Origin of the sequence: Chitinophaga sp. CF418, assembly GCF_900142925.1 — a bacterium.
GTDB lineage: Bacteria > Bacteroidota > Bacteroidia > Chitinophagales > Chitinophagaceae > Chitinophaga.
The window spans coordinates 266,441-289,643 of the sequence record NZ_FRCN01000002.1 but is presented as its reverse complement, the minus strand read 5'-3'; the positions used below and the strand labels follow the sequence as shown (position 1 = coordinate 289,643).

The window sequence follows — 23,203 nt, the reverse complement described above, 5'->3', positions numbered from 1 at the left end:
TATTCACCACCGGATTTCCTGGAAAATTTACCAACAACTATTTCTCGATCTAACTATATGGATAAATGTGACATTGCAATTCAATGTAATGTAACATCGTTCCAATTATATTCATTCATTCAACATAATGAATAACGATTAAAGTTAAGGTTAAATTAGAAGTATATAGTACCCGGTCCGTTTCTTCGGACTGGGCTTTTTATTCGAAAAGCGTTAAATTATTGATTATCAATTAATTAACTACTTTAAGAGCGACCTCATTATCTCCTTAAATTTCGACGATCTCTTAATGGGTAATATGATTGGCTCAAAATGGGGTGTGTTAAAGAAAAAGGGCTTTAAAATGCTTTTTTCTACTTTATATCATATTTAGTAATTTGTCTAACCAAAAAAGTCCCAATATATGCTCAATACCTTACTCACCTGCACCCTTTTATTATCCTCGACAATGCTACCAGCACAAACTGATACAACGAAGGAAAAATATTTGCTGATCGGTACCTATACAAAAAGTGCGGAAGAGGGAATTAATGTTTATGCATTTAATACCAGTACAGGAGCGTTACGTTATGTGAGCACTACCAAAAATGTAGATAACCCATCTTACCTGGTTATTGCACCTGATCAAAAACATGTGTATTCAGTAAATGAAAATAATGAAGGAGGAGTAAGCGCTTTCGAATGGGATACAACCAGTGGTGAACTGACTTTTCTGAATAAGCAAGCTTCAGGTGGAGCCGCACCTTGTTACATCACTACCGACGAGGATGGCAAATATGTAATTGTGGGAAATTATAGTGGAGGAAGTTTATCCGTATTACCTGTTCGTGCTGATGGAAAAATTGATGCACCGGTACAGACCATCGAACATACAGGTAGAGGGCCAAACAAGGAGAGACAGGAAAAACCACATGTGCATTGTACCGTATTTGGTCCGGACCATAAATCATTGTATGTGTCTGATCTGGGTATTGACCAGGTTGTCATTTACTCTTACAGACAGGGAGATGTGTTACCACTGATACCGGCAGATACCGGATACGCTTTAGTACCTCCCGGATCTGGTCCGAGACATATTACTTTTCATCCCAACGGAAAATGGGCATATGTCATTCATGAACTGGACGGAAAAGTGACGGGCTTTAATTATGTAAGAGAGAAACTGATTCCTTTCCAGACTATATCAACTTTACCTGCAACCTACAAGGGACCTGTGTCGGGTGCAGACATTCACATTTCTCCGGATGGGAAATTTTTGTACGCCTCCAACAGAGATAAGTTGAACAACATTGTTATCTATAGTATAGATCGTAAAAATGGACAGTTGGTAAAAAAAGGGGAACAGGCAACAGGTGGAAAGGCACCGCGCAATTTTATGATCGAGCCAGATGGTAACTTTTTATTAGTAGCAAATCAGAATACCGATAATGTAGTAGTGTTTAAAAGAAATAAAACGACCGGCTTATTAAAAGCTACCGGGCAGGAAATTAAAGTTCCTAAGCCGGTATGTTTAAAAATGATCGGCAGTAACTAATAAGAATGGGCTACTTTACTGTGTGTCTGATTGGCATAACTTTTTCGGAAGAACTTAAAAAGAATGACTATGAAAAAGAAAGTGGCAAAACCGACAGATAAAAAGTCCGAATTAAAAGAAGACGAAAAATTTCCGGGTTATCCTGCCTATCCGTCAAATGAAGATATCACTTACAGGGGTGAACAGGAAGATCTTGATGTGGAAAAAGTAACCAGGTCCTCCCGTATCAATAATGAACTGGCGAGAGAGTCATCCGGTAATCCGGCTGAGCAGGAAGAGGGTGAGGAAGGGCTTGATGTTCCGGGAGCAGATCTTGATGATGAGAATGAACGGATAGGAGAAGAGGATGAAGAAAATAATTACTATAGTTTAGGTGGAGATAGGCATGAAGATTTGGAAGAAGGCAACAACGAGCCATGACGACATATTATAATAATGGAGTTAGCAGTCTGCATAAAGCATCAATGAACCTTTCCCAAATGGAACGGTTTTTCCATAGACGTCGTTCGATGTGAACAGAATCCTGTAGGTCCTGTTCAAAGGCTGAATTTAACTTGTGCAAAAATTGTTTGTCATAAACAACTACTGCAATTTCACTATTCAGATAGAAACTCCGGTAATCCAGATTAACAGAACCAACAATGGCAAGATTATCATCTATTGCAATTGACTTGGCATGTATAAAACCCTTTTGATAGAAATAAACTTTTACTCCGGTATCAAGCATAGACTTGATGTAAGACTGTGCTGCATGTTGAACAAAAAAAGAATCTCCTCTGAAAGGTAATATCAGTTGTACAGTTTTGCCGGCGAGTGCAGCCATCTGCAAAGCAGTTAATATTTGTTCATTGGGAATGAAGTACGGATTACTGATGCGGATGGAACGTTTTGCCAGATTGATCGCCATCAGAATAGTCTGCATTGCCATGGGAAATTCTGAATCAGGTCCGCTGGCAACAATATCCACAAAACAATTCTCACGAAGATCGGAACGGCGGAAGTAGGGAGGACCGAAAGGGAAAGTTTTTTTGCTGCAATAACGATAACTCATCATGAATTGCAGTTGTAATAAATTGACAGCATCTCCTTCCAGTTTTAGATGAGTGTCTCTCCAGAATACCGGATTTTTTTCGTTGTTAAGATAACGGGCATCCATATTGATACCTCCTGTAAATCCTACTTCTCCATCTATGATGATGATCTTTCTGTGATTACGGTAGTTGGCGTTGAGATAAAAATTGATCAGTACCGGTGAGAAAGAAAAAACTTCTGCGCCATGTTCTTCCAGCAGATCAGGAATGTCTCCGATGTCATCGCTTCCGAGGTCGTCATATATAAATCTGACTTCTACTCCCTCTTTTAATTTCTCAACAAGAATATTTGCAACTTCATTCCCTACATCATCTGCAGCAAAAATGTAGTACTCAATATGTATATGATGTTTTGCTGCTCTTAATGCTTCCATAACTGCCGGGAATTTTTCTTCACCGTTCAGCAGGAGTTGCACGCGATTGTCGCGGGAAAGTACGGAGTGTCGGGTGTTCAGTAACATGGCAGATATTTCCTGCTTGCTTGCTACCAGGTGCCTGAGCTGTATCTGCAGATGTTCTATCTCTTTCCTTTGAGACTCCCAAAAACGCAACATCAATGTTTCGTCTTTACTGCCTTTGAGGGTAAAACGGCGTTTTTTACGGAGATCCCTACCGAGGTAATAATATACTACTAATCCCAGTATGGGTAGGAAGATCAACAGCATGATATAGGCCATCGCTTTGACTGGATTACGGTTTTCCAGCAAAATAGTGCCCACTATTCCGATAAAGGAGAGTGAAATGAGCACATAACCGGTGATTTTCAATGCTATATGCCAGTCTGTGCCCCAGAGGAAATATAATATCTGATACACGCAGTTGCTTCTAAATAATTAAGAATAAAGGTAATGGTAATATTATTAGAATAAATTATCCCCATCAATCGTTCTTAACATAAATTATCATTTTTTTTGTTCTTACAACGAACTGTACATGAAGGAATCAATCCTTATCAAACTTGAGGCCTCACGCCGGGAGCTACTGGATCTGGGACTACGTAACCCCTTGTTGAATTACCGTTTACCCCTTAGTCGTGGAGTGCATATTGAACAGGAAAGCGTTGCCAATATATACGAGGTATTGGTGAAGCAGGGAAAGGCAATGACCTTTCTCCCTAAAACTGATCAAAAAGAAAAGAAAGAAAAAGAAGGCGATGTTGCTGAACCTCCACTGCCACTGCAGGAACCGGAGGAAATAGTATATGATACACGCTTGCAGACAACTGAAACAGCGGTTGCATTACAGAACAGGTTATTAAATACCTATTATGCTGCACGTACCAGCCTGGAAGAACAGGGTGTAAATATTCTGTTCCTGACATTAGGTATGTTGAAGTGGTATGAAAAAGATAATGGTAAAGAGTTGCGGCAGGCGCCATTAATATTAATACCTGTTTCTCTAGAGCGATCCAGTGCAAGGGAGAAATTTCGTTTACGCTATACCGGTAGTGAGGTGGAGATGAACCTTAGCTTGCAGACTAAGATAAAAGCAGAATTTGGTATTGCACTTCCCGATATGCCGGAGGCAGATGAAATAGCTGTCGCTGATTATATAGAGCAGATCTCAGCAACTATCAACGGTATGCAGGATTGGGAGGTTATTACTGATGCTGTAGAACTTGGGTTTTTCTCCTTTGGTAAATTAATGCTCTACCATGATCTTGATAGTGCTGGATGGCCTGCCGATGAGCAACCTGCTGATCATCCTATTCTGCAGAGTCTTTTCGGAGATGGGTTCAAAGAGAATGCACCAAATCTTTCCGATAATGTATTTATTGATACAGAAACAACCGCCGATGAATTACATCAGGTAGTTGATGCAGATGGCTCTCAACTTTTGGCGATGCTGGCTGTGCAGGAAGGACGTAATCTTGTGATACAAGGACCTCCCGGTACAGGTAAATCTCAAACTATTACTAACCTCATTGCCAATGCAGTTGGTGAAGGAAAGAAGGTGTTGTTTGTTGCTGAGAAGATGGCTGCGCTGGAAGTAGTGAAACGTAGGCTTGATAGTATTCAATTGGGAGAGGCATGTCTTGAACTGCATAGTCACAAAGCAAACAAGAAAGAACTGCATCAGGAATTAAGAAGAACATTGGAACTGGGCAAGCCAGCTATTCTTCAACTGCAGCAGGAAGTAACATTACTTGACGATTACAGGAAAGAGTTGAATGATTACAGCACTGCTGTAAATACACCTGTCGGAGAAAGTGGTATTACTCCTCATCAGTTGATGGGTTATTTGTTAAAACTCAAAGAACAGTTTGCAACAATAGCATTACCCCGCATAGCTATACCCGATATTGATGCATGGAATGCATTGCGCATGCAACGTGCAGAAGCGATGGCCGCAAGGGTAGAGAACAGACTTGCAGAAACAGGTATACCTTCGGCATTGTTGTTCTGGGGGAGTGAGTTAACGGTATTAACTCCTGCCGGCCAGGATAAATTAATACCCATATTACAGAAAGCAGAAAGTACAACTATTTCCTTGCAACATGAAAGTGCTGTTATCGCCGGTCAGGTAGGATTAGCAATGCCGCTCACCAGGAAATATAGTATGGACCTGTCGTTCTTTGTACAACTCGCATCTGTGCGTCCGGATATATCAGGAGTACAATTGAAACATCCTGCATGGCTGCAACAGAAAGAAGATATCAAAGAGCTGATCGAAACAGGTAAACGCTTACGCCAGATCCATCAGGTCTATGATGCTGTTCTGATACCTGAAGCATGGGATCAGCAGGTACTTGAAATGCGGCAGAACTTACTGGCCTATGGAGATAAGTGGTATAAATTTCTGAATGGGGATTATAACAAGACCAACCGCCAGTTAGCTGCTTTATGTAAAGCAGGTGCGCCTGATGATCTGCAGGGTAAGTTATCATGCATCGATGCTATTCTGGAAGCAAGGCGATTAAGTAAACTGTTGCAGGAACATGAGACATTTGCGAAGGAATTGTTTGCACAGCGTTGGCAGAAGGGATTAACAAACTGGGAATTACTTGAAAGCATCGCTAATTATTTAACAGAAGTACACAAGCAGATTGGTTACGGCACATGTTCGTCCGTAATATTGGATTACCTGGAAAAGAACGAACCTGTAGAAATAGCTAAGCGGTACTATGATACACTGCTGACACACCTATCGCAACAGGGAGCAGCAATAGATGCAGTTGTTACTGCATTTGCACTGAATGATAAAAAGCGCTTCCTCGATATCACACCATTACTGCAAAGGCCTTATGAAGATCAGATCCTGCTGATGCAATCATGGATCAATGGATTACCTGAAATACATCATACTATTTCCTGGAACAACCTGGTAGAAACAGCCACAGCAGAAGGGTTTCAGATATTGACAGATGCAGTTGCATATTGGCCGGAAAGTGTGACTGCATTAAAAGGCGCATTGCAGAAAACATGGTATGAATATCTGTGGGAAAAAGCATTGATAGCGCATGCATCGTTACGCAAGTTTGAAAGATCAAGCCATGAAGCTGCAATAAAACAGTTTGTAAAATTAGATACACTTAACCTGCAATATAACAGGGCAAGAGCTGCATTAAAACATTGGGATGGTGTACCGCCATTGGAAGCTGGCGGACAGGTGAATGTACTGCGCACAGAATTTAACAAGAAGGCGCGGCATATGCCTATACGTAAATTGATGCAGGCTGCGGGATTAGCAATACAAGCTATCAAGCCTGTGTTCATGATGAGCCCTCTTTCTATTGCAAACTTCTTACCACCAGGATCTCTGCAATTTGACCTTGTAATATTTGATGAAGCAAGTCAGGTGAGACCTGTAGATGCACTGGGTGCTTTACTGAGAGGAAAACAACTGGTTGTAGTCGGTGATAGCAAACAGTTGCCACCAAGTACGTTCTTTGATTCATTGATGAAAGAAGTAGATGATGAAGAAAATGTAACTGCAGATATGCCCAGCATTTTGGGTATGTGTGATGCACAGGGTGCGCCGCAGAGAATGTTGCGCTGGCATTACCGCAGCAGACATGAATCACTCATCAGTATGTCCAATCATGAATTCTATGAAGACAAGTTAGTGATCTTCCCAAGCCCGGGTGCGGAACACAAAATGGGATTAGTTTATCATCATTTAAAAGATGCAACATACGACCGGGGTAAGACAAGAACGAATCAGCGCGAAGCAGATGCAATCACCGAAGCTGTGATCGAACACGCAAAAAATCACCCGGAGATGAGTCTTGGTGTTGTTGCTTTCAGCTCTGCACAAATGCAGGCCATACAACAATCATTGGAAGCGGCAAGAAAGAAAATGCCTGAGGTGGAAATGTTCTTCAAAGCACATCCGCACGAACCGTTTTTTGTAAAGAACCTGGAGAATGTTCAGGGGGATGAACGTGATGTGATCTTTATCAGTATTGGTTATGGCCGTACACCGGAAGGCACGGTGAATCTGTCTTTTGGACCATTGAATAATGAAGGGGGTGAGAAAAGATTGAACGTGCTGATCACAAGGGCAAAGCAACGCTGTGAGGTATTTACTAACCTGACTTCTGATGATATCGATCTGAATAAAACAGAAAGTGAAGGCGTACGTGCGTTAAAGAACTTCCTGTATTTCGCACAGCATGGTTCAATGCAAAGTGGATATACAGATGGCATGCCTGTAAATATTCCTTTTGAAATACTTGTTGCGGAGCATTTAACGGCAGCAGGATACAATGTAAAGAAGCAGATCGGCAGTAAAGGATTTTATATAGACCTGGCAGTAGTTGATCCGGAGCATCCTGGTAAATATATCCTTGGTATTATGTGTGATGGAGCTGCATATCATACTGCACGTTCTGCAAAAGATAGAGATAGACTGCGTCAGCAGGTGTTGGAGAATATGGGCTGGAACATTTATAATGTATGGAGTACAGACTGGTTCCGCCACCCGGCACGGGAGTTGAAAAGACTGATAACAGCTATTGAAAATATACGCGGAGGACAGCGCGATAATCAGGATATGAATGATGTACCTGAGGACGATTATACTATGATAAGAGAAGATGAAGAGGAGGGAAGTGATGTGCCTTTGTACGAGATGGCGGTATTGCCGGAAGAGATAGCGGCAAAAGATCTGCATCAGCATCCGGCTGATAAATTAAGATCATGGCTGGAAATGGTAGTACGTGTGGAAAGTCCTGTTCATGTGGAAGAAGTGACGCGCCGGATACTTGATGCAGCTGATGTATCGCGTGTAGGTAACAGAATACGTGATGTATTGAAACAAGCTATTGCAGATGCTGTTGGCAATGATTCAGTAGTTGTGAAGGATGAATTCTTGTGGGATTCGACGATGGAGACACCATTGGTACGTAGCAGAGCGAATCTTCCTGCTGTATCGCGCAGAATGACTTACATCGCACCTGAAGAATTACAGGTGGTGATTGAAAAGGTGGTAGGCGATGCAATTGCTATTACGATGTTTGCAGCAATATCAATTATTGCAAAGACACTTGGTTTTGCCAGGGTTACTGAAGATCTGAAAGTGGATCTGCAGGAAGCCATTGAAAAGGCTTTAACGGATGGCATTATTTACCAGGACGATGAATGGTTAAAAGTAAAATAGTCACTTTTTCAATATCAGATCTTCCTTAGCGGCCCAGCTGTTAATATCCTGTTTGCTGAGCGCAGCAGCCATTAGATCCGGAAATCTGTCTGGGGTGCAGGCAAAGACAGGAATACCCAGATTGGAAAAGAATTGTGCATTGCTATGATCATAAGCAGGCGCACCGTCGTCATTTAGTGCAAGTAATACGATTACCTGTACACCTGCTGCTATCAGCTCAGCTGCACGTTTCCGCATGTTATCATCGCTACCTCCTTCAAAGAGGTCGGTGATCAGCACAAGTACTGTATCAGCAGGTTTTGTAATGATCTGCTGGCAGTATGATAGGGCCGCATGAATATCAGTACCTCCGCCTAACTGCACACCAAACAGCAGGTCAACAGGATCATCCAGTTCTTCTGTGAGGTCAGCAACAGCGGTATCGAAAACAATCATGCGCGTTTTGATAGCAGGTATTGAGGCCATTACAGACCCGAAGATACCTGAGTAAACAACGGAGGTGCCCATTGATCCACTCTGGTCAAGGCAGAGGACAACATCTTTCAGAGAGGTTGTTTTACGTCCATAACCAATACGGGTTTCAGGAATAATCGTTTTGTATTCCGGCTGATAATGCTGTAAGTTCTTGAGTATGGTAGCATGCCAGTTGATTTCGTTGTGGCGGGGCTTTCTGTTACGAACACTTCTGTGAAGGCTACCTGTAATTGCCTGTAGCGTTGGTTGTGTCAACTTTTTCAGCAAATCATCCACTACTCTTTTTACAACTTGTTTGGCAGTGTCTCTTGTCTTGTCGGGAATGGCATGCCGCAAAGTTAATAATGTAGCAACCAGGTGTACGTCTGGCTCTACATTCTCGAGCATTTCTTTTTCCAGCAACATCTGTGTGATGTTCAAACGTTGCAAAGCATCGCGTTGCATCACCTGAACAACAGACGCCGGAAAAAATGTGCGGATATCTCCCAGCCAGCGGCTTACGTTAGGAGATGAGGGACCAAGACCTCCTTTCTTTTCACTATCATAAAGGGCTTCTAATGTCTTGTCCATTTGCAGTTCCTGTCCGCCAAGGGAGAACCCGGTGCCGTCTGCATCATTCCCTCCCAACACGAGGCGCCATTTATTCAGATCGTCCATAGATTATTATTTAATACCTAACATTTGTAATACTACAGGAACTCCTTTCAGTGCTCTTGCTGTATCTATGTTGTCAATCTCCTGCTGATGAATGCCAGCGTTGCCATTAGTTCCACTCTTTGCTTTTTCGCCGAGTTTTCTTCTTTCCGGTTTACTGAAATTGGAAAAGGTTCTCCGCAGTAAAGGCAGTAATTGTTTGAAGGCTTCTTCTTCCAGTTGATGCATCCAGTTATATACCACAGTCCAGAGATCATTATCTACAAGCAATAATGTACCACTGCCTTTGAGGAAGCCTTCCAGCCATGCTGCAGATATTGCAGGCGGCGTAGCAGAAGACATGGCATAACTAAATGTTTTTACCAGCTCATTGCCCGCAATTTGCCTGTGGTCTGTTAATAGTCTGGTAGCATAGCCGCCAATGATCGGAGCTGTACTATCGTTGCCTGCTATCTGAAAGAGTGTTTGTTGCCATTGTGTGGTAAGATCCGTTTCCTGTAATATCAGGATGGCATCATTCATACCATAGATAAGTTCCAGTAATTCCGTTGCAGCATCATCAGCAATAGAAATACAGGCAGCGGGCAGACTGACACAGATACGTGTGATCATTCCGGTAATGATATTTTCCACCAGTGATGCATCCGTTTTTCTTACGTTACCATACCGGCTTATTTGCACCAGGCCAGGTATGACAGTCATCAATTGCATTACATCGCCGGTAGCAGCGGCAAGATTATTTACCTGCTGTACTAATACTTCAACGGCAGTATGCAATTCAGCAGGGATAGCTGTTTCTAATAAGGTAACCACTTCTTTCAAAGAGGTAGTAGTACGTGCCTGATGCTGTACATATTGAGAGGAAGCTTCTTCCACCGTGTTGCCCCAGCTGCCCTTCTCAATGATATCTATCGAGAAGCCCGGATCCCATTGCAGGCGCCATTGTTCTTTAAAAGTGCCTTTACCGTTAGTACCGTAACGCTGACCCCATTGAATGCCGAGCATTTCCAGCCGGTGCAACAGGATACTTCGTTCAAGATCAGTTTCCTTACGAAGGTCAAGTACGTAATCTTTGAAATCTGCCGTCTGTGGCAGGCGTAATCTCTTCTGCTGTTTTTCGATGTCTGTCTGTAAGGGCGGTCGGGGAATATCTGAAGGAACTTCTCCAATCTTATCACTGATAATGAGTTCATTATTGATCAGCTGCATCATGAAGTCTTCTCCGTTGCAGAGCACACTGAGTGTAGCCTCGTTCAGCTCTTCCAATCCCGGCTTGGGCAGATGCCTGAGCGCTGTCAATGCAGATGAAAGACGAACCGCTTCCAACACATGAGCGACTGATATATCCTTTTGTTGTTCCCTGAATAATTTCGCTACGCGGGCCATCCAGCGGGTCCCGTCATCGGCAGGGTAGCGCCAGTTATGTTCATACCACCCAGGGGAATTGATACCGGCGCCATAGCCACTGCTATAACTTAGACGATTATAGGTCCATGGAATCCATGTAGTAGCTACTTTTACTTTAGGGAGGCCTTTCAGCAGATCATTATCATCTTTCGCCTTAGGCATATTGATGAGGGCAGGCGCATGCCAGGCACCACAAACAACGGCAATCTCTGTGAACATCTCCCTCTCTGCCTGCCGGATAGTTTTGCGCATATGTGCTTCACGCAGCTGTTCTTCTCTGTCGTAGGGAAGACGCAGGTCCTGACGTAATGCCTGTATACCTTCTGTTATCGCAGTAAATACTTCCTCTGGATTTTGCCGGTATTCAAACATATGTTCCCACCATTTCTCTTCATCTTCAAAACCAGCTGCGCCGGCCAGATAAGCGATAGGATTATATTTTACGGTACGGGCGTCGGGTATGTGAGGGGCAAGTGTGCTATTCAAAGATGGCGCTTCTTCAGCATCTGTCTTTGGTTCACGTGCTGCTTTTAATTCAAACTGATGCGCCATGGGTAAGTCCATAAAGCGCACCGGGATCTTGTTTTTGCGTGCATATAAAATAGCCTGCCATTCCGGCGAGAACGCCGCAAACGGATAGAATACCGCTTTCTGAGGAGCCTCCGGCTGATAGCAAAGAATAGCCACCGGTGGAACCAAATGTTCATTACCCACCCACTCCAGTATACCGTCTGCTTCGGGGGGGCCTTCTACCAATACAATGTCAGGCCGGGTCTTTTCCAGGTATTCCTTTACATGTCTGGCAGAACCGGGCCCATGATGTCGTATGCCTAATATGTGTATTGACATAAGGTCTGTTTATAGGTCGCGGCAGGCGCGGTAAATATCTTTCCAGTCTTCGCGGGTTTTTACCACTGTTTCCAGGTATTCCTGCCACACCAGTTTATCCTGTACAGGATCTTTTAATACCGCACCAATAATGCCGGCTGCCAGATCCGTTGCTTTTAGTTGTCCATCGCCGAAATAAGCTGCCATGGCCAGCCCGTTGTTCACAACAGAGATGGCCTCTGCAGTACTGAGAGTACCACTGGGCACTTTTATTTTGGTCTTACCGTCTGTAGTAACGCCATTTCTTAACTCACGGAAGATGGTTACAATACGGCGGATCTCTTCTACAGCAGGCTTTTCCGCAGGCAGTTCCATTACTTTCTCATAGCTTTCGACACGGCGTTTTACAATATCTATTTCTTCCTCGATGGAGTCGGGTACTGGTAATATCACTGTATTGAAACGGCGCTTCAATGCACTGGAAAGATCATTTACACCTTTGTCCCTGTTATTGGCCGTAGCGATGATATTGAATCCTTTTTGCGCCATCACAGCGGTATTCAGTTCAGGAACCGGTAAGATCTTTTCAGATAGTATTGTAATCAGTGTGTCCTGCACGTCAGCACTGATACGGGTTAGCTCTTCTATCCTTGCTATTTTGCCGGTTTGCATGGCCCGCATCACCGGCGTCTCTACCAATGCTTTTTCTGAGGGTCCTTCAGACAGTAGTCGCGCATAGTTCCAGCCATAGCGGATAGCTTCTTCACCGGTACCGGCAGTACCTTGCACTATCAGGGTAGAATCTCCACTGATAGCAGCAGCAAGATGTTCACTTACCCAGCTCTTGGCGGTACCTGGCAGTCCATATAAGAGTAAGGCCCTGTCAGTAGTAAGTGTCGCAACAGCGATCTCTATAAGTCTGCGGTTGCCAATATATTTGGGTTGTACTTCAAATCCATTCTTCAGTCGTCCTCCCATCAGATATGTTACTACTGCCTGTGGGGATAACTGCCAGGTGTAAGGACGCTTTTCAGTATCCTGCTTTTTCAACTCTTCCAGTTCCTCAAGGAACAATTGTTCGGCATGTTGACGTAGTACGTTTGACATCTTTATGTGCTTGAAAGTGATCGATTCGATTTATAATTATTTGAAAGCATTGTTGATCTGTACTTTAACGGACAAGAGCTTTCGTATATGTTCGCTGGTATTTCGCCAGGTAGCCTGGTACGCAGGCTCTTCCGGGGCAAGCTTTTCCAGTTCGTCTGTTATTACCGGCGAAAGCTGCAATACATGCTTATCAAAGAAATTACGGGTATACTGATAAGGATTACGGGCCATCCATTTTAATACCTCACCGGTAATTTCAAGGCCCCATTCATCCGTGCGGTTGCTCAGGTAATTAATCACATCCTGCGGATAATTACTGAACAGGCGTAATGCGTATGCTTCCTGTTCTGTAGCAGGTAGTAAGGGTATAACATCCGGATAAAAAGCAGTACTTTTTTGAAGCAATAATCTTAACCATACTGTATCCTTAAACCGGCCTGCTGCAAGTATAAGTGCAGGTATGAATCGTTTACCAAGATCATCTTTTTCAAAAAGTTCCAGCACCTCTTCTTTATCTGTGTTAAAAAGAGATTCCCACCATGAAGGAGGAACACAACCCATCAATTGAAAGAGGATATAGGCTTCCTCGCTGAGGTTCTTCTCATTACTCAGCGTAGCGATGCCGGAGTCAATAATCCGTTTATCAAGAGGCAGCTGTAAAGAAATGTGTAACGATTGGCCTGGTCCGCGGGAAATGGCACGCTGCAATATTTGCCAGTAAGATTGTACAATGAACGAGGACGGGATCTGCTTCAGGAGGGCCCAAACTTCATCTTTTACTTTCTGGTTTTTCTCCTGCAGAGCTTCCAGCCAGGAAAGATCATCTTCAGAGATATTAATGCGCATGATCTTCAGGAATTCTGTTCTGGTGGAAATATTCTCCTGAGTCCAGGTTTGTTGTAGCCACTCGCGCGCCATACCAGGATAGGATTGCCTGATCTCCTGCAATACCTGTCGGCGGTCTTCTGCACTACCAGTCTGCCAGCGATCTTCATTGCTTACGGCAAAAGGGAATTGCCAGTCAGGATTCATACTGCTCAGCCATTGTCCACGTTTTCCACATACAGTCATCGCAAGATGGCGTATACGTTTCTGTGAGACGGCAGTATCTAATAATACAGGAACATATTCCGGCACAACGATCTGTCCTTTATCATGACAAGCCTCCAGCCAATAGGTAACTAATGGTAACAGGTCCATATCAAGTGCATCCTGTAAGGCGTATATTGCCTGGATGCTGCAATAAGGACGCTCTTCTGCAGGGGCGGGGTCTAAAGGAATTCCACTGTTGTTAACAGGATTCACGCCGCTTTGCCTGTAGTTCAGCATAACTGCAGCTATATGTAGAAACTGTGTCTCCGCATCAAGGCTTTTATCCCTCATTATCTTTTCTGCCACAGGCGCCAGGTCTGCCGGAAGATCGGCAGGTGTTAACTGCTTTTTCCCCGTACCCAACAAAGCGGTATTGATAATATTATTCCACATGTCCTGCTATAATAATTTATAGGTACCATTATGCCATACGCCCAGGGGTTCGTATTCCTGTTCTTTTCCGAGTAAAGCCATATCCAAAGGATGGCCGCCACTCAAAGACAATAGTTTCCAGATATTCCGGAAGCTACTTTTCAGCGGCATGATCTGCTCACGCTGATCTTTCAGCCACCATTTCATGTTATGCTGAACAGGGGTGAGCTGTTGTACAATATACGGCCGTTCACTGCGGACAGGCATCTTTTCCGAAAGGGAAGTTTCTGCAGCTGCCAGCTCCTGCCATCCGGGTAGTCCATATGTATCCTGCAGGGAATTGTTGATGACCGGTTCTTTAATGATAGCCCTCAAAGGTACATTGGACTGAAAATAGACCAGTTCTGTTTCAATAGACATGCCGGGTGTTAGTAACAATTGCGGTCTTGACATTCCTCTGGCATAGAATTGTAGTACCAGCGCCGGCTGAAAGGTGTGGAGGCCGTACAGCCAATATTTTTCTGTTGTGAGATTATCTTCTTCTGTGGACTGTTTATTGAGGATCAACCAGGTATCTTTTGTGCCCGTCTGTTGTCGCAGCATTTCCTGGCTTTGTGTAAAACCCACAAGTGAGCGAAGTTCCTGTTGTAAAGCCGGGGAAAGGGTCTCTCCCTGGAGGAAGCCCTGAGTTACCAGGTAAATACGGAGGAACTGGTCCATGAATTCATGCTGCCAGCCTTCACTGTAAAAATTGATCTCTGATAGTGCGCGTACCATGCCGGCCAGTCCGGGCGCCTGTGCATCCACCATTCTGCGGGCCATGGTTTCCCAATAGGAAGTACCCTTCTCCGGCAGCTGTAGCAGACCATTACGGACGATGTCTTTCATCCACAGTAACAGCTCATAAATGCCATCTTCCACTTTCTGTTGCCGGGCCTGTTGCCTTTTGGCCTGTGCCGTTTCATCAACAGATTTTTCTTCCTTCTCTGATTGTTTTGTTTCTTTTTGAGCCCGTTTCTGTAACCAGTCATTCACCCAGGCAGGCGGAACATTATCTGTAAATAATTCCGGCTGCCGTGCATACAATAGCATTAATCCAATGCCATGTTTACAGGGGAATTTACGGCTGGGGCAACTGCATTTGAAAGCAATATTATCAGAGAGATCTATCTGTGTTTGATAAGGCTTGCTACCGCTTCCCTGGCATTCTCCCCACAAGGCAAGTTCACTAGCCCCTTTACTTACCCATTTGGCAGTACCGGCCAATGCCTTTCCGGCTTTCCTGGAAGGTTCATCTGGTGCCAACGCAAGCACCTGTTCTTCTGATAGGCGCAATGGATATATAGTTTAAAAAGTACTGTATACAAACAATGTTACGCCAGCAGCGCATGATAAATCCTGGTATATAACATCACAAGGTAAGTGATCAGGATAACAGAATTTAAGACCAGCAGCCAGTTTATATCTGTTTGCCGGTATTTATTTTTCACGCAAAGGATGGCGAGCGTAATAAAACCAATAAATAGTACGGCCGGAAAAACAAGTGTCCACTTACTAGGGAACACCAGATGAGCATTGACCATTTTTGCCTCCCATGATTCGCCCTGTCCCGCGATAAGCGGCAGGAGCCCCATAGCGAGAATGATAATAAAGATTCTCAGGGCTGTCTTTGCCGCAATTTTGCTGATTTTCTGACTCTTGCTTTCCTGTTGTTGCATAGCTTCTTCAAGATTTTAAAATAACATCCGGTTGCTAAGTTCGGGATTAAAATATTAGGAACCTATTGCCGGTTTGCGAAGATGAGTCCACCAATGAATAAATATGCCGAGCAGCAGGTTTAGTATACAAAAGAATGTCATCCATGGGTTTTCCCCTGCAAAGCCGCCTATGAATAACCAGGCAAAAAAGTAGAGATGAAACCAGCCAGGCACCAGCCATGTGACGGCGGGAAGTTTACCGGCCTGCAGGGTTCGTTTTTTCCTGAATCCCCAGATACTAAGTATCGGGAATAAGATGAGCAGGAAGATCAGTTTTTCCCTGCTTGTAATGCCGAACTTTTCATGTAGCCAGCTTGACATGGGAAAGAGGGTGATCCATAATGCAGCCTGACAAACAAGAATGGATAACAGCGGCGTGATGGCCTGCCAGATGCGGGTGATAACACGGCCACGGAAGTGTATCTTTTCAAGTGTGCGGGCAAATGTGGAGTAAAAGAACACCACGCACAGCCAACCGAAGAAGTTCCCATAGGGAATACCGAACCATTGTGCCGTAAGTGGAGAGAGCCCTACTCCGCGAGTTTCCCAGTCCCAATGCCACATATGCAAACGATAAGCTACTATATCCATGCTCAGGTCAATACTCAGCGCCAGCAGCGCATCAAATGCTGCGGCAGCGATAAGCGGCAGGCCCCGGCTGTCAGACACAAGCCTGGATGTGTAAATGATTATGCCCCATCCCATACCGATGCAGACAGGAATGTTATCAGGCGCATGTCCGAGCATCAGCCAGAACTGGCCATATTTATAGCCGGCATTGGACATAACATTAACATATTCCAGCAGTAGTCCAAAGCCCAACCCTCCTAGCAGATAGGCTACATGTCCTGTTCCTCTTTTCCACGCATGAAATAAAGAAAGGACGAACAACAAGATCATACAGATTTCTGTAATTGGATAACAGAAAGCAGGAGGGAAGCCATAAGGCATGTTTGCATAAGGTAGCATAACAGGGATTTTCAAGGTTCTTTATCCATATAAGAGGTCTGTTTTGTATCTCTCACAAGGGTATAAACGATCAGGGATATAAAGATACAACCGGTAACATACCAGTAATACAAGGATTCATGATCTGCTTTTTTGAAGTACAGGGCAATATACTCTGCAGTACCGCCAAACAGCGCCACTGTGAGTGCATAAGGAAGACCAACACCCAGCGCTCTTACCTCGGAAGGGAACATTTCTGCCTTAACAACTGCGTTAATGGAAGTATACCCGCTTACAATGATCAGTGCAGCGAGGATAAGGACGAAGGCCATCCACTCAGTAGTTGCGTGGCTGATAGCAGACAGGATAGGCACCGTGAGCAAGGTGCCCAATATCCCGAAACCAAGCAATAGTGGCTTACGGCCCGTCTTATCACTCAGCATACCAAACAGCGGCTGCAGGCAGGCATAAATGAGCATGAGGGAAAACGTAAGTACGGTGGATCTTTCCTTGGTAAGATGCACGGTATTGACCAGGAACTTCTGCATGTATGTGGTATAGGTGTAGAAGGCAAGCGTTCCGCCCATGGTTAATCCTACAACTGTCAGCACGGCCTTGGGATGTTCTTTCAGCAGTATAAGCACAGAGCCCCGTTTTTTGTTCTCTTTTTCTGTGGAAACAGTCTCTTGCATGTGCTGTCGGATCACCAGGGCGAAAAGAGAGAGCCCCGCGCCTATTACAAAAGGAATGCGCCAGCCCCATTCATGTAGCTGCTCCGGTGTAAGAAAAACCTTTTGAAGCAATAATTGTATACCCAGTGCGGTTAGTTGTCCACCGATGAGCGTGACATATTGAAAACTGGAATAAAAACCTCTCTTTCCCGGTGTCGATATCTCACTGAGATAAGTAGCAGAGGTGCCATATTCACCTCCTACGCTAAGCCCCTGCAGGAGCCTGGCCATTAGCAAAATGAAAGGAGAGAAGATGCCCACAGTGTTATAGGAAGGAGCCAGGGCGATCATCATACTACCGAGGGACATCAATAACACGGATAGGGTCATTGACGCTTTTCTGCCTTTACGGTCAGCAATGCTGCCAAACAGCCATCCACCGATAGGACGCATAAGAAAGCCAACGGCAAAGATTGCAGCAGTATCCAGCAGCTGAGCTGTAGGATTTCCCTTGGGAAAGAAGACAGGCGCAAAGTACAGGGCAAAGGCAGCATAGGCATACCAATCGTACCATTCAACCAGGTTGCCGATAGAGCCTGTGAAAATGGCTTTTATACGGCGGGCGGTATCATTTTTTTGATAACTATTCATTATTGAAAGGAGGGTAGATTTCAAAAATAATACAATCGGGGCAATAGTATTATATTGCTAAACATTTAACAGGATAATCAATGGATACGATCACACAAGCAAAGAAAGCAGCGGGAGAGAAGGCTGCAGCGTTGGTACAGCCCGGTATGCTGGTAGGATTAGGAACAGGGTCAACGGCCTACTGGGCCATAGAGAAGCTCGGCGAAATGGTAAAAGGCGGATTGAATATCCGTGCCGTAGCAACTTCCCTTGCATCCGAAAAGCAGGCAAGAGAGCTGGGTATTCCCATTACATCTTTCAGTGAAATACAACAACTGGATATTGATATAGATGGCGCAGACGAGGTGAGTTACGATCTGCAGATCATCAAAGGAGGAGGAGGAGCTTTGCTGCGTGAAAAGATTGTTGCCATGGCCAGCAGAAGAAAAGTGATCGTAGCAGATGAGCGTAAGTATGTAAAGACTCTCGGTAAATTTCCTTTGCCGATAGAGATCATCCCTTTTGGCTGGGAACTGGTGTTCAGAGCAGTACAGTCCCTGCAGGGAGCGCCTACACTGAGAACAAAAGAAGATAAGCCATATATCACAGACAACGGGAATTACATTCTTGATTGCGCTTTTGGCGTAATTGAAAATCCGGAGCAACTGCATCACCAGCTGAAGGCGATTACCGGTGTTGTTGAAACAGGACTGTTTATCAACATGAAACCGACAGTAATTATCGCTTATGAAAATGGTGAAGTGAAGACCATCTGATAGTATATAACAGTCTTTCTCCATGCACCCAAACCTTCATCTGTTTATTGCTGTAATCTGGGTTACGTCAGAGATATTGCTAAGCCGTTTGCTCAGATCATCACAATCTGATAAAACACGGGCTGATAAACAGTCTCTGCGTATTATCTGGATCACAATCATGATCGCATTGCCACTGGCGCATTTTCTGTCGTGGCAATTGAGCTGGCCGATCAGTACTTCAGCCCTTGTGCCTGATATAGGGTTGGGGCTGATTGTGGCAGGTATGCTATTCCGGTTTACCGCCATATATACATTGGGAAGGTATTTCACCGTGGATGTGGCTATCCGGGCAGATCATAAAATTGTGAAATCAGGCATGTACAGATATCTGCGGCATCCTTCTTATCTGGGGATGCTGATCTCTTTCTTTGGCAATGCACTGGCATTTAACAGCTGGATAGCGGTGCTGATCGGTTTCCTGCCGGTACTCGGAGCGGTTCTCTATAGGATGAAAATAGAGGAGGAATTGTTGATATCAAATTTCGGGCAGGAGTATCTTGATTATAAGAAAGGGACATGGCGACTGATACCGTTTGTATATTAGCATAAGGTTCTAATTACCATATCATTACTTAAAAGGCACACTATGAGTTATACAAATTTTGTTAAGCCTGGGGAAGCACAGGCACTTGTCAACACTCCGGATGTTCTTTTCATTGATTGCAGTTTTATGCTTAGCACTGCAGCGAACGATAAGGAATGGGGCAGAAAAGAATATGAGAAATCACATATACCGGGCGCATTATATGCAGATTTGGATAAGGATCTTTCCGGAAAGATCATAGCAGGAGTAACAGGACGTCATCCTCTTCCCGAGAAGCATGATCTCGAAGCGAAATTCTCCGCATGGGGTATTTCGCCTACCACACAGGTGATTGCCTATGATGCGGGTGCCGGCTTTATGGCCGCTGCCAGATTGTGGTGGTTGCTGAAATGGGCGGGGCATGAGCAGGTAGCGGTATTGGACGGCGGTAAAAAGGTATGGGCTGAAAAGGGACTTCCCCTGGAAAGTCGTATTGTTACCCCGAAAGCGGGAACATTCACTGCGCATTTTAATGATTCCCTGCTTGCCTCTGCGGAGGAAGTTATGAAAGCAACGGAAAAACATGGTAGCTGTGTCATAGATTCCAGAACTGCAGATAGATATGCCGGCCAGAATGAAACCATCGATCCGGTAGCAGGACATATTCCAGAAGCGATTTCAAGGCCGTTTAATGCGAATATTGCGGCTGAAGGAGTCGTGGCAGGGCAGGAGGCAGTAAGGGCCTATTTTGCGGCTGATTTTGCGAAAGAAGATGTGATCTTTTATTGTGGTTCAGGGGTAACAGCGGCATTTAATGTGTTGTTATCAGCCTATGCAGGATATCCTTTGCCAAAGCTGTATGCGGGGTCCTGGAGTGAGTGGATCACTGATCCGGGAAGGCCTGTTGCGGTGGGTGCGTAAATAGAAATCTTTAATAAAATAAGTAAGGCCTCTGCAATGATACAGAGGCCTTTTTATTGATCAGTGATTGGCGGCCCAATTATCCATGTAATGTTCAAGCACCTTTAGCGGCATATCTCCCTGCGCCAGTAAGGCATCATGGAATTTGATAATATTGAACCCGGCGCCTAACATTTTCCTGTATTTCTCACGTAAGCGCAACATTTCCAGTTCTCCGATCTTATAAGTGAGTGCCTGTCCGGGCATTGCCATATAACGCTCAACAGATCTGACAGCTTCTTCCTCACTGATGGATTCATGGGCTAACATGTAGTTGATAGCCTCTTCCCTTGTCATCCTGCCGGTATGGATGCCAACATCTGTTACCAGCCGGATAGCCCGGTGAATCTCATTATTTAGTGCTCCCATCTGCTGTGGAATAGCTGTATAACATCCCAGTTCCTTACCAAACGACTCGCAATAAAGCGCCCATCCTTCTGTGAAAGCGCTGAAGTTGATCTGCCGTCTGAAGGTTGGCAAAGCTGTATTTTCCTGCTGTAATGATATCTGGTAATGATGCCCGGGGATGGCTTCATGTATGAAAGTAGCTTCCATACCCAGAAAAGTAACGTTGATCTTAGTAGGATCAGGAACAGGGACATAGAATATCCCCGGACGGCTGCCATCCATGGCCCCTATAGTATAAGAAGGGCCATTTTGTGATGCTTCCCGGAAGGCTTCCACTCTTCTGATCTCAAACCGGCCTTTAGGAGCTACACTAAGCATTGTATGCAGATGGGGTTTTATCTTATCATAGATCTGCTGGTAAGCCTGTATAACCTCCTCTGCGGTCTTAAAAGGCATGAACTGCCGGTCAGTTCTGAGAAAAACGAAGTACTCTTGTAAAGTACCGGTGAAGCCACTTTGCTTTTTTAAATCCTCCATGGCCGCAGTGATCCGTGTTACTTCCTTTATACCTGTTTCATAAATCTCCTCCGGAGAACGGTCAGTGGTGGTGAAATACCGGACATAATACCTGTATAACTCTTTGCCACCAGGGATGCCAGAGAGCCCCGCGGCATCAGTGGCATGTGGGAGATAATCGTTCTTCAGATAATCTGCCAGACGTTGATATGCCGGAAGCAATTGTGTGGTTAAGGCCCGCAGGAATGATTGTTTAAGCCGTTCACGTTCCTGGCCGGATATAGCAGGAGGGAAGTTATTTAATGGCTGAAACAACGTATTCTTTGCTGTATCTTTTTCGGCGAGACTTTCCATTTGAGGGATCATTTTCATTACCAGCACTTTGGGTAACACCATCCCTCTGGAAACACCCTTTCGCATGTTGCCAATGGTCGTATCTGTCCATTCTGAAAAAGCAGCGATACGTTTGAACCAGTTTTCATAATCCTTTACTGTTGCAAATGGCTGTGCAGATTGTCCAGCGCCAAGTTGCCCAACTAATAGTGGGAGAGAAGAGAACTGATTGATAGGCAGGTATTCCGGATGATATTTCATTCTCTCGACGTCCATTTCGAGGATCTCCTTCAGTACGTCAAAAGAAATCTGATCTGCAGTATTCAGCGTCCGCCTGTTATAGCCGGATAGCAGGTACAGGTACTTTTTATCAAATTGATCTTTTAGTCTTAAATAGGATGTTGATCCATCATTTGCCAACATCGCATCATACCGGTGATCACCTGCAAAGGTTGCACTGATAGGATCCAACCGGAGGCTTTCCTGGTAATAATTTTCAAAAAGCTGATGCAGTTTAGCATTGCGCTGCTGGCTATGGGCTGTTGTAGTAAATGCACAACAGCATACCATAAAGAAGCTGCTGATCTTAAGAGAAACGTATTTCATAAACGAACCGGGTACATTTTCTACCCTTGTGATACAAAGGTAAAAGACTACCCGGCCGCGAAATTGTATGGTATTAGCGCATGAGGACAGGTCAGATCTTTTTGTACTCTTTGGGAAGCATAGCCGTAACTTGTCGAAAAGTTCTTGTAAAGTGCGCCTGATCAGTAAAACCGCACATGTAAGCAATTTCTGTCAGCGAATACTTTTTTGAGCGGACCAAAACAAGCGCCCGCTCAATTTTGATCCTTCTCAGGTATTCTCCCAGGGTACAGGAAAAGTACCGGCTGAAGTATTTTGATAAGGTAACGGGGTGAATATTTATCTGAGCCGCAAGCTCTGCAAGAGAAGGCGGTTCATCCCAGAGATCGTTCAGCACGGTTATGATCTGCCGGGTCCATTCAGGATAATGCTTTTTTATAGTGGGATTGGAGTCTATCAGATTTATGCACAATTGCTCCAGGGAAATGCTGCTGCAGGAGTCGTTATAGTAATGTTCTCTTAGTAGTCGTAGTAGTCCACCCGCATTAATAACCGCGTTGCCTTCATACATCAGTGATTCCGGAGGAATGGCCAGGTTGTATGTATTAAAGAAACTTTCTTCTATTTCAAGGTTGAATATGCGTGTTCCGGGACGGTAATGCACATTCTGATGTATGACTCCGGGATAATAATACAATCCTGTTCCGGCCATTTGTTGTTCAGCCTTTTTCTCTCTTATTTCCTGGCTGCCGCCGGAAAGGATATGGGAGAAATGAGGATTTTCGTGGCAATGCCAGTCAGATGTAAGATTCTCAGGGAAGATGGTTTCGCTGGTGGTGATATATCCGATGTTATGTTCCTTCACCTTCGATCCCACATAACAGCCTTTAGAAAGCACAACAGGATTGTTCATGAGTATACTTTTAAAGTTGGAATATAGTCAAAGGTATGGGT

At 44.5% G+C, this 23,203-nt stretch carries 17 protein-coding genes; 6 read left to right on the top strand and 11 right to left on the bottom strand.

Annotated features, from left to right (window positions below):
• Positions 1-448 precede the first annotated feature (448 nt).
• Positions 449-1,534 carry a lactonase family protein gene (locus F3I09_RS05775; protein ID WP_223233146.1) on the top strand — a complete coding sequence of 362 codons (1,086 nt, stop codon included), beginning with the start codon at positions 449-451 and terminating at the stop codon, positions 1,532-1,534.
• A 69-nt stretch (positions 1,535-1,603) separates the two neighbouring features.
• A complete protein-coding gene (locus F3I09_RS05770; RefSeq protein ID WP_149694095.1) occupies positions 1,604-1,954 on the top strand; it encodes a hypothetical protein in 351 nt (116 codons plus the stop codon).
• A 7-nt stretch (positions 1,955-1,961) separates the two neighbouring features.
• Here F3I09_RS05770 and cls read toward each other — a convergent pair whose 3' ends face one another.
• Entirely contained in the window at positions 1,962-3,440 is a 1,479-nt protein-coding gene (gene cls / locus F3I09_RS05765; RefSeq protein WP_149694094.1) for a cardiolipin synthase, read from the bottom strand.
• A gap of 118 nt (positions 3,441-3,558) precedes the next feature.
• On the opposite strand from cls, the gene F3I09_RS05760 reads away from it, so the two are divergent.
• Entirely contained in the window at positions 3,559-8,226 is a 4,668-nt protein-coding gene (locus F3I09_RS05760; RefSeq protein ID WP_149694093.1) for a DUF3320 domain-containing protein, read from the top strand.
• On the opposite strand, the gene F3I09_RS05755 is transcribed toward F3I09_RS05760, so the two are convergent.
• Genes F3I09_RS05755 through F3I09_RS05720 form a run of 8 tightly spaced genes read right to left on the bottom strand, consistent with a single transcriptional unit; the run spans position 8,227 to position 18,187 of the window.
• A complete protein-coding gene (locus F3I09_RS05755; protein ID WP_149694092.1) occupies positions 8,227-9,357 on the bottom strand; it encodes a VWA domain-containing protein in 1,131 nt (376 codons plus the stop codon). It lies immediately after the preceding gene.
• A gap of 6 nt (positions 9,358-9,363) precedes the next feature.
• Positions 9,364-11,610 carry a DUF5682 family protein gene (locus tag F3I09_RS05750; RefSeq protein WP_149694091.1) on the bottom strand — a complete coding sequence of 749 codons (2,247 nt, stop codon included), beginning with the start codon at positions 11,608-11,610 and terminating at the stop codon, positions 9,364-9,366.
• Positions 11,611-11,619: 9 nt separating this feature from the next.
• On the bottom strand, positions 11,620-12,696 hold the full coding sequence (locus F3I09_RS05745) for an AAA family ATPase (RefSeq protein WP_149694090.1): 1,077 nt from the start codon (positions 12,694-12,696) through the stop codon (positions 11,620-11,622).
• 36 nt (positions 12,697-12,732) lie between these two features.
• Positions 12,733-14,181, bottom strand: coding sequence for a DUF5691 domain-containing protein (locus F3I09_RS05740; RefSeq protein WP_149694089.1), 1,449 nt, complete (start codon positions 14,179-14,181; stop codon positions 12,733-12,735).
• A 6-nt stretch (positions 14,182-14,187) separates the two neighbouring features.
• Complete coding sequence (locus F3I09_RS05735; protein WP_149694088.1) at positions 14,188-15,495, bottom strand: SWIM zinc finger domain-containing protein; 1,308 nt, start codon at positions 15,493-15,495, stop codon at positions 14,188-14,190.
• A gap of 38 nt (positions 15,496-15,533) precedes the next feature.
• Positions 15,534-15,878: a hypothetical protein gene (locus F3I09_RS05730; protein WP_149694087.1), complete on the bottom strand. Its 345-nt coding sequence runs from the start codon at positions 15,876-15,878 to the stop codon at positions 15,534-15,536.
• A gap of 54 nt (positions 15,879-15,932) precedes the next feature.
• Positions 15,933-16,886, bottom strand: coding sequence for a carotenoid biosynthesis protein (locus F3I09_RS05725; protein ID WP_149694086.1), 954 nt, complete (start codon positions 16,884-16,886; stop codon positions 15,933-15,935).
• 11 nt (positions 16,887-16,897) lie between these two features.
• Positions 16,898-18,187: an MFS transporter gene (locus F3I09_RS05720; RefSeq protein ID WP_149694085.1), complete on the bottom strand. Its 1,290-nt coding sequence runs from the start codon at positions 18,185-18,187 to the stop codon at positions 16,898-16,900.
• Positions 18,188-18,267: 80 nt separating this feature from the next.
• Between F3I09_RS05720 and rpiA the strand changes: the two genes are divergently transcribed.
• Genes rpiA through F3I09_RS05705 form a run of 3 tightly spaced genes read left to right on the top strand, consistent with a single transcriptional unit; the run spans position 18,268 to position 20,428 of the window.
• Positions 18,268-18,942 (top strand): ribose-5-phosphate isomerase RpiA, encoded by a 675-nt coding sequence (gene rpiA / locus F3I09_RS05715; protein ID WP_149694084.1) that lies wholly within the window; start codon positions 18,268-18,270, stop codon positions 18,940-18,942.
• 22 nt (positions 18,943-18,964) lie between these two features.
• Positions 18,965-19,528 (top strand): isoprenylcysteine carboxylmethyltransferase family protein, encoded by a 564-nt coding sequence (locus F3I09_RS05710; protein WP_149694083.1) that lies wholly within the window; start codon positions 18,965-18,967, stop codon positions 19,526-19,528.
• A gap of 42 nt (positions 19,529-19,570) precedes the next feature.
• Entirely contained in the window at positions 19,571-20,428 is an 858-nt protein-coding gene (locus tag F3I09_RS05705) for a sulfurtransferase (RefSeq protein ID WP_149694082.1), read from the top strand.
• Positions 20,429-20,488: 60 nt separating this feature from the next.
• Here F3I09_RS05705 and F3I09_RS05700 read toward each other — a convergent pair whose 3' ends face one another.
• Positions 20,489-22,270: a DUF885 family protein gene (locus tag F3I09_RS05700; protein ID WP_149694081.1), complete on the bottom strand. Its 1,782-nt coding sequence runs from the start codon at positions 22,268-22,270 to the stop codon at positions 20,489-20,491.
• 91 nt (positions 22,271-22,361) lie between these two features.
• On the bottom strand, positions 22,362-23,162 hold the full coding sequence (locus tag F3I09_RS05695) for a helix-turn-helix domain-containing protein (protein ID WP_149694080.1): 801 nt from the start codon (positions 23,160-23,162) through the stop codon (positions 22,362-22,364).
• Positions 23,163-23,203: the final 41 nt, after the last annotated feature.

Coding starts and splice junctions, on each gene's coding strand:
- F3I09_RS05750 (WP_149694091.1), bottom strand. CDS start 11,610: ATGTCAATACACATATTAGGCATACGACATCATGGGCCCGGTTCTGCC.
- F3I09_RS05720 (WP_149694085.1), bottom strand. CDS start 18,187: ATGAATAGTTATCAAAAAAATGATACCGCCCGCCGTATAAAAGCCATT.
- F3I09_RS05760 (WP_149694093.1), top strand. CDS start 3,559: ATGAAGGAATCAATCCTTATCAAACTTGAGGCCTCACGCCGGGAGCTA.
- F3I09_RS05710 (WP_149694083.1), top strand. CDS start 18,965: ATGCACCCAAACCTTCATCTGTTTATTGCTGTAATCTGGGTTACGTCA.
- F3I09_RS05775 (WP_223233146.1), top strand. CDS start 449: ATGCTACCAGCACAAACTGATACAACGAAGGAAAAATATTTGCTGATC.
- F3I09_RS05740 (WP_149694089.1), bottom strand. CDS start 14,181: ATGTGGAATAATATTATCAATACCGCTTTGTTGGGTACGGGGAAAAAG.
- F3I09_RS05700 (WP_149694081.1), bottom strand. CDS start 22,270: ATGAAATACGTTTCTCTTAAGATCAGCAGCTTCTTTATGGTATGCTGT.
- F3I09_RS05745 (WP_149694090.1), bottom strand. CDS start 12,696: ATGTCAAACGTACTACGTCAACATGCCGAACAATTGTTCCTTGAGGAA.
- F3I09_RS05725 (WP_149694086.1), bottom strand. CDS start 16,886: ATGCTACCTTATGCAAACATGCCTTATGGCTTCCCTCCTGCTTTCTGT.
- F3I09_RS05755 (WP_149694092.1), bottom strand. CDS start 9,357: ATGGACGATCTGAATAAATGGCGCCTCGTGTTGGGAGGGAATGATGCA.
- F3I09_RS05705 (WP_149694082.1), top strand. CDS start 19,571: ATGAGTTATACAAATTTTGTTAAGCCTGGGGAAGCACAGGCACTTGTC.
- rpiA (WP_149694084.1), top strand. CDS start 18,268: ATGGATACGATCACACAAGCAAAGAAAGCAGCGGGAGAGAAGGCTGCA.
- F3I09_RS05770 (WP_149694095.1), top strand. CDS start 1,604: ATGAAAAAGAAAGTGGCAAAACCGACAGATAAAAAGTCCGAATTAAAA.
- F3I09_RS05695 (WP_149694080.1), bottom strand. CDS start 23,162: ATGAACAATCCTGTTGTGCTTTCTAAAGGCTGTTATGTGGGATCGAAG.
- F3I09_RS05730 (WP_149694087.1), bottom strand. CDS start 15,878: ATGCAACAACAGGAAAGCAAGAGTCAGAAAATCAGCAAAATTGCGGCA.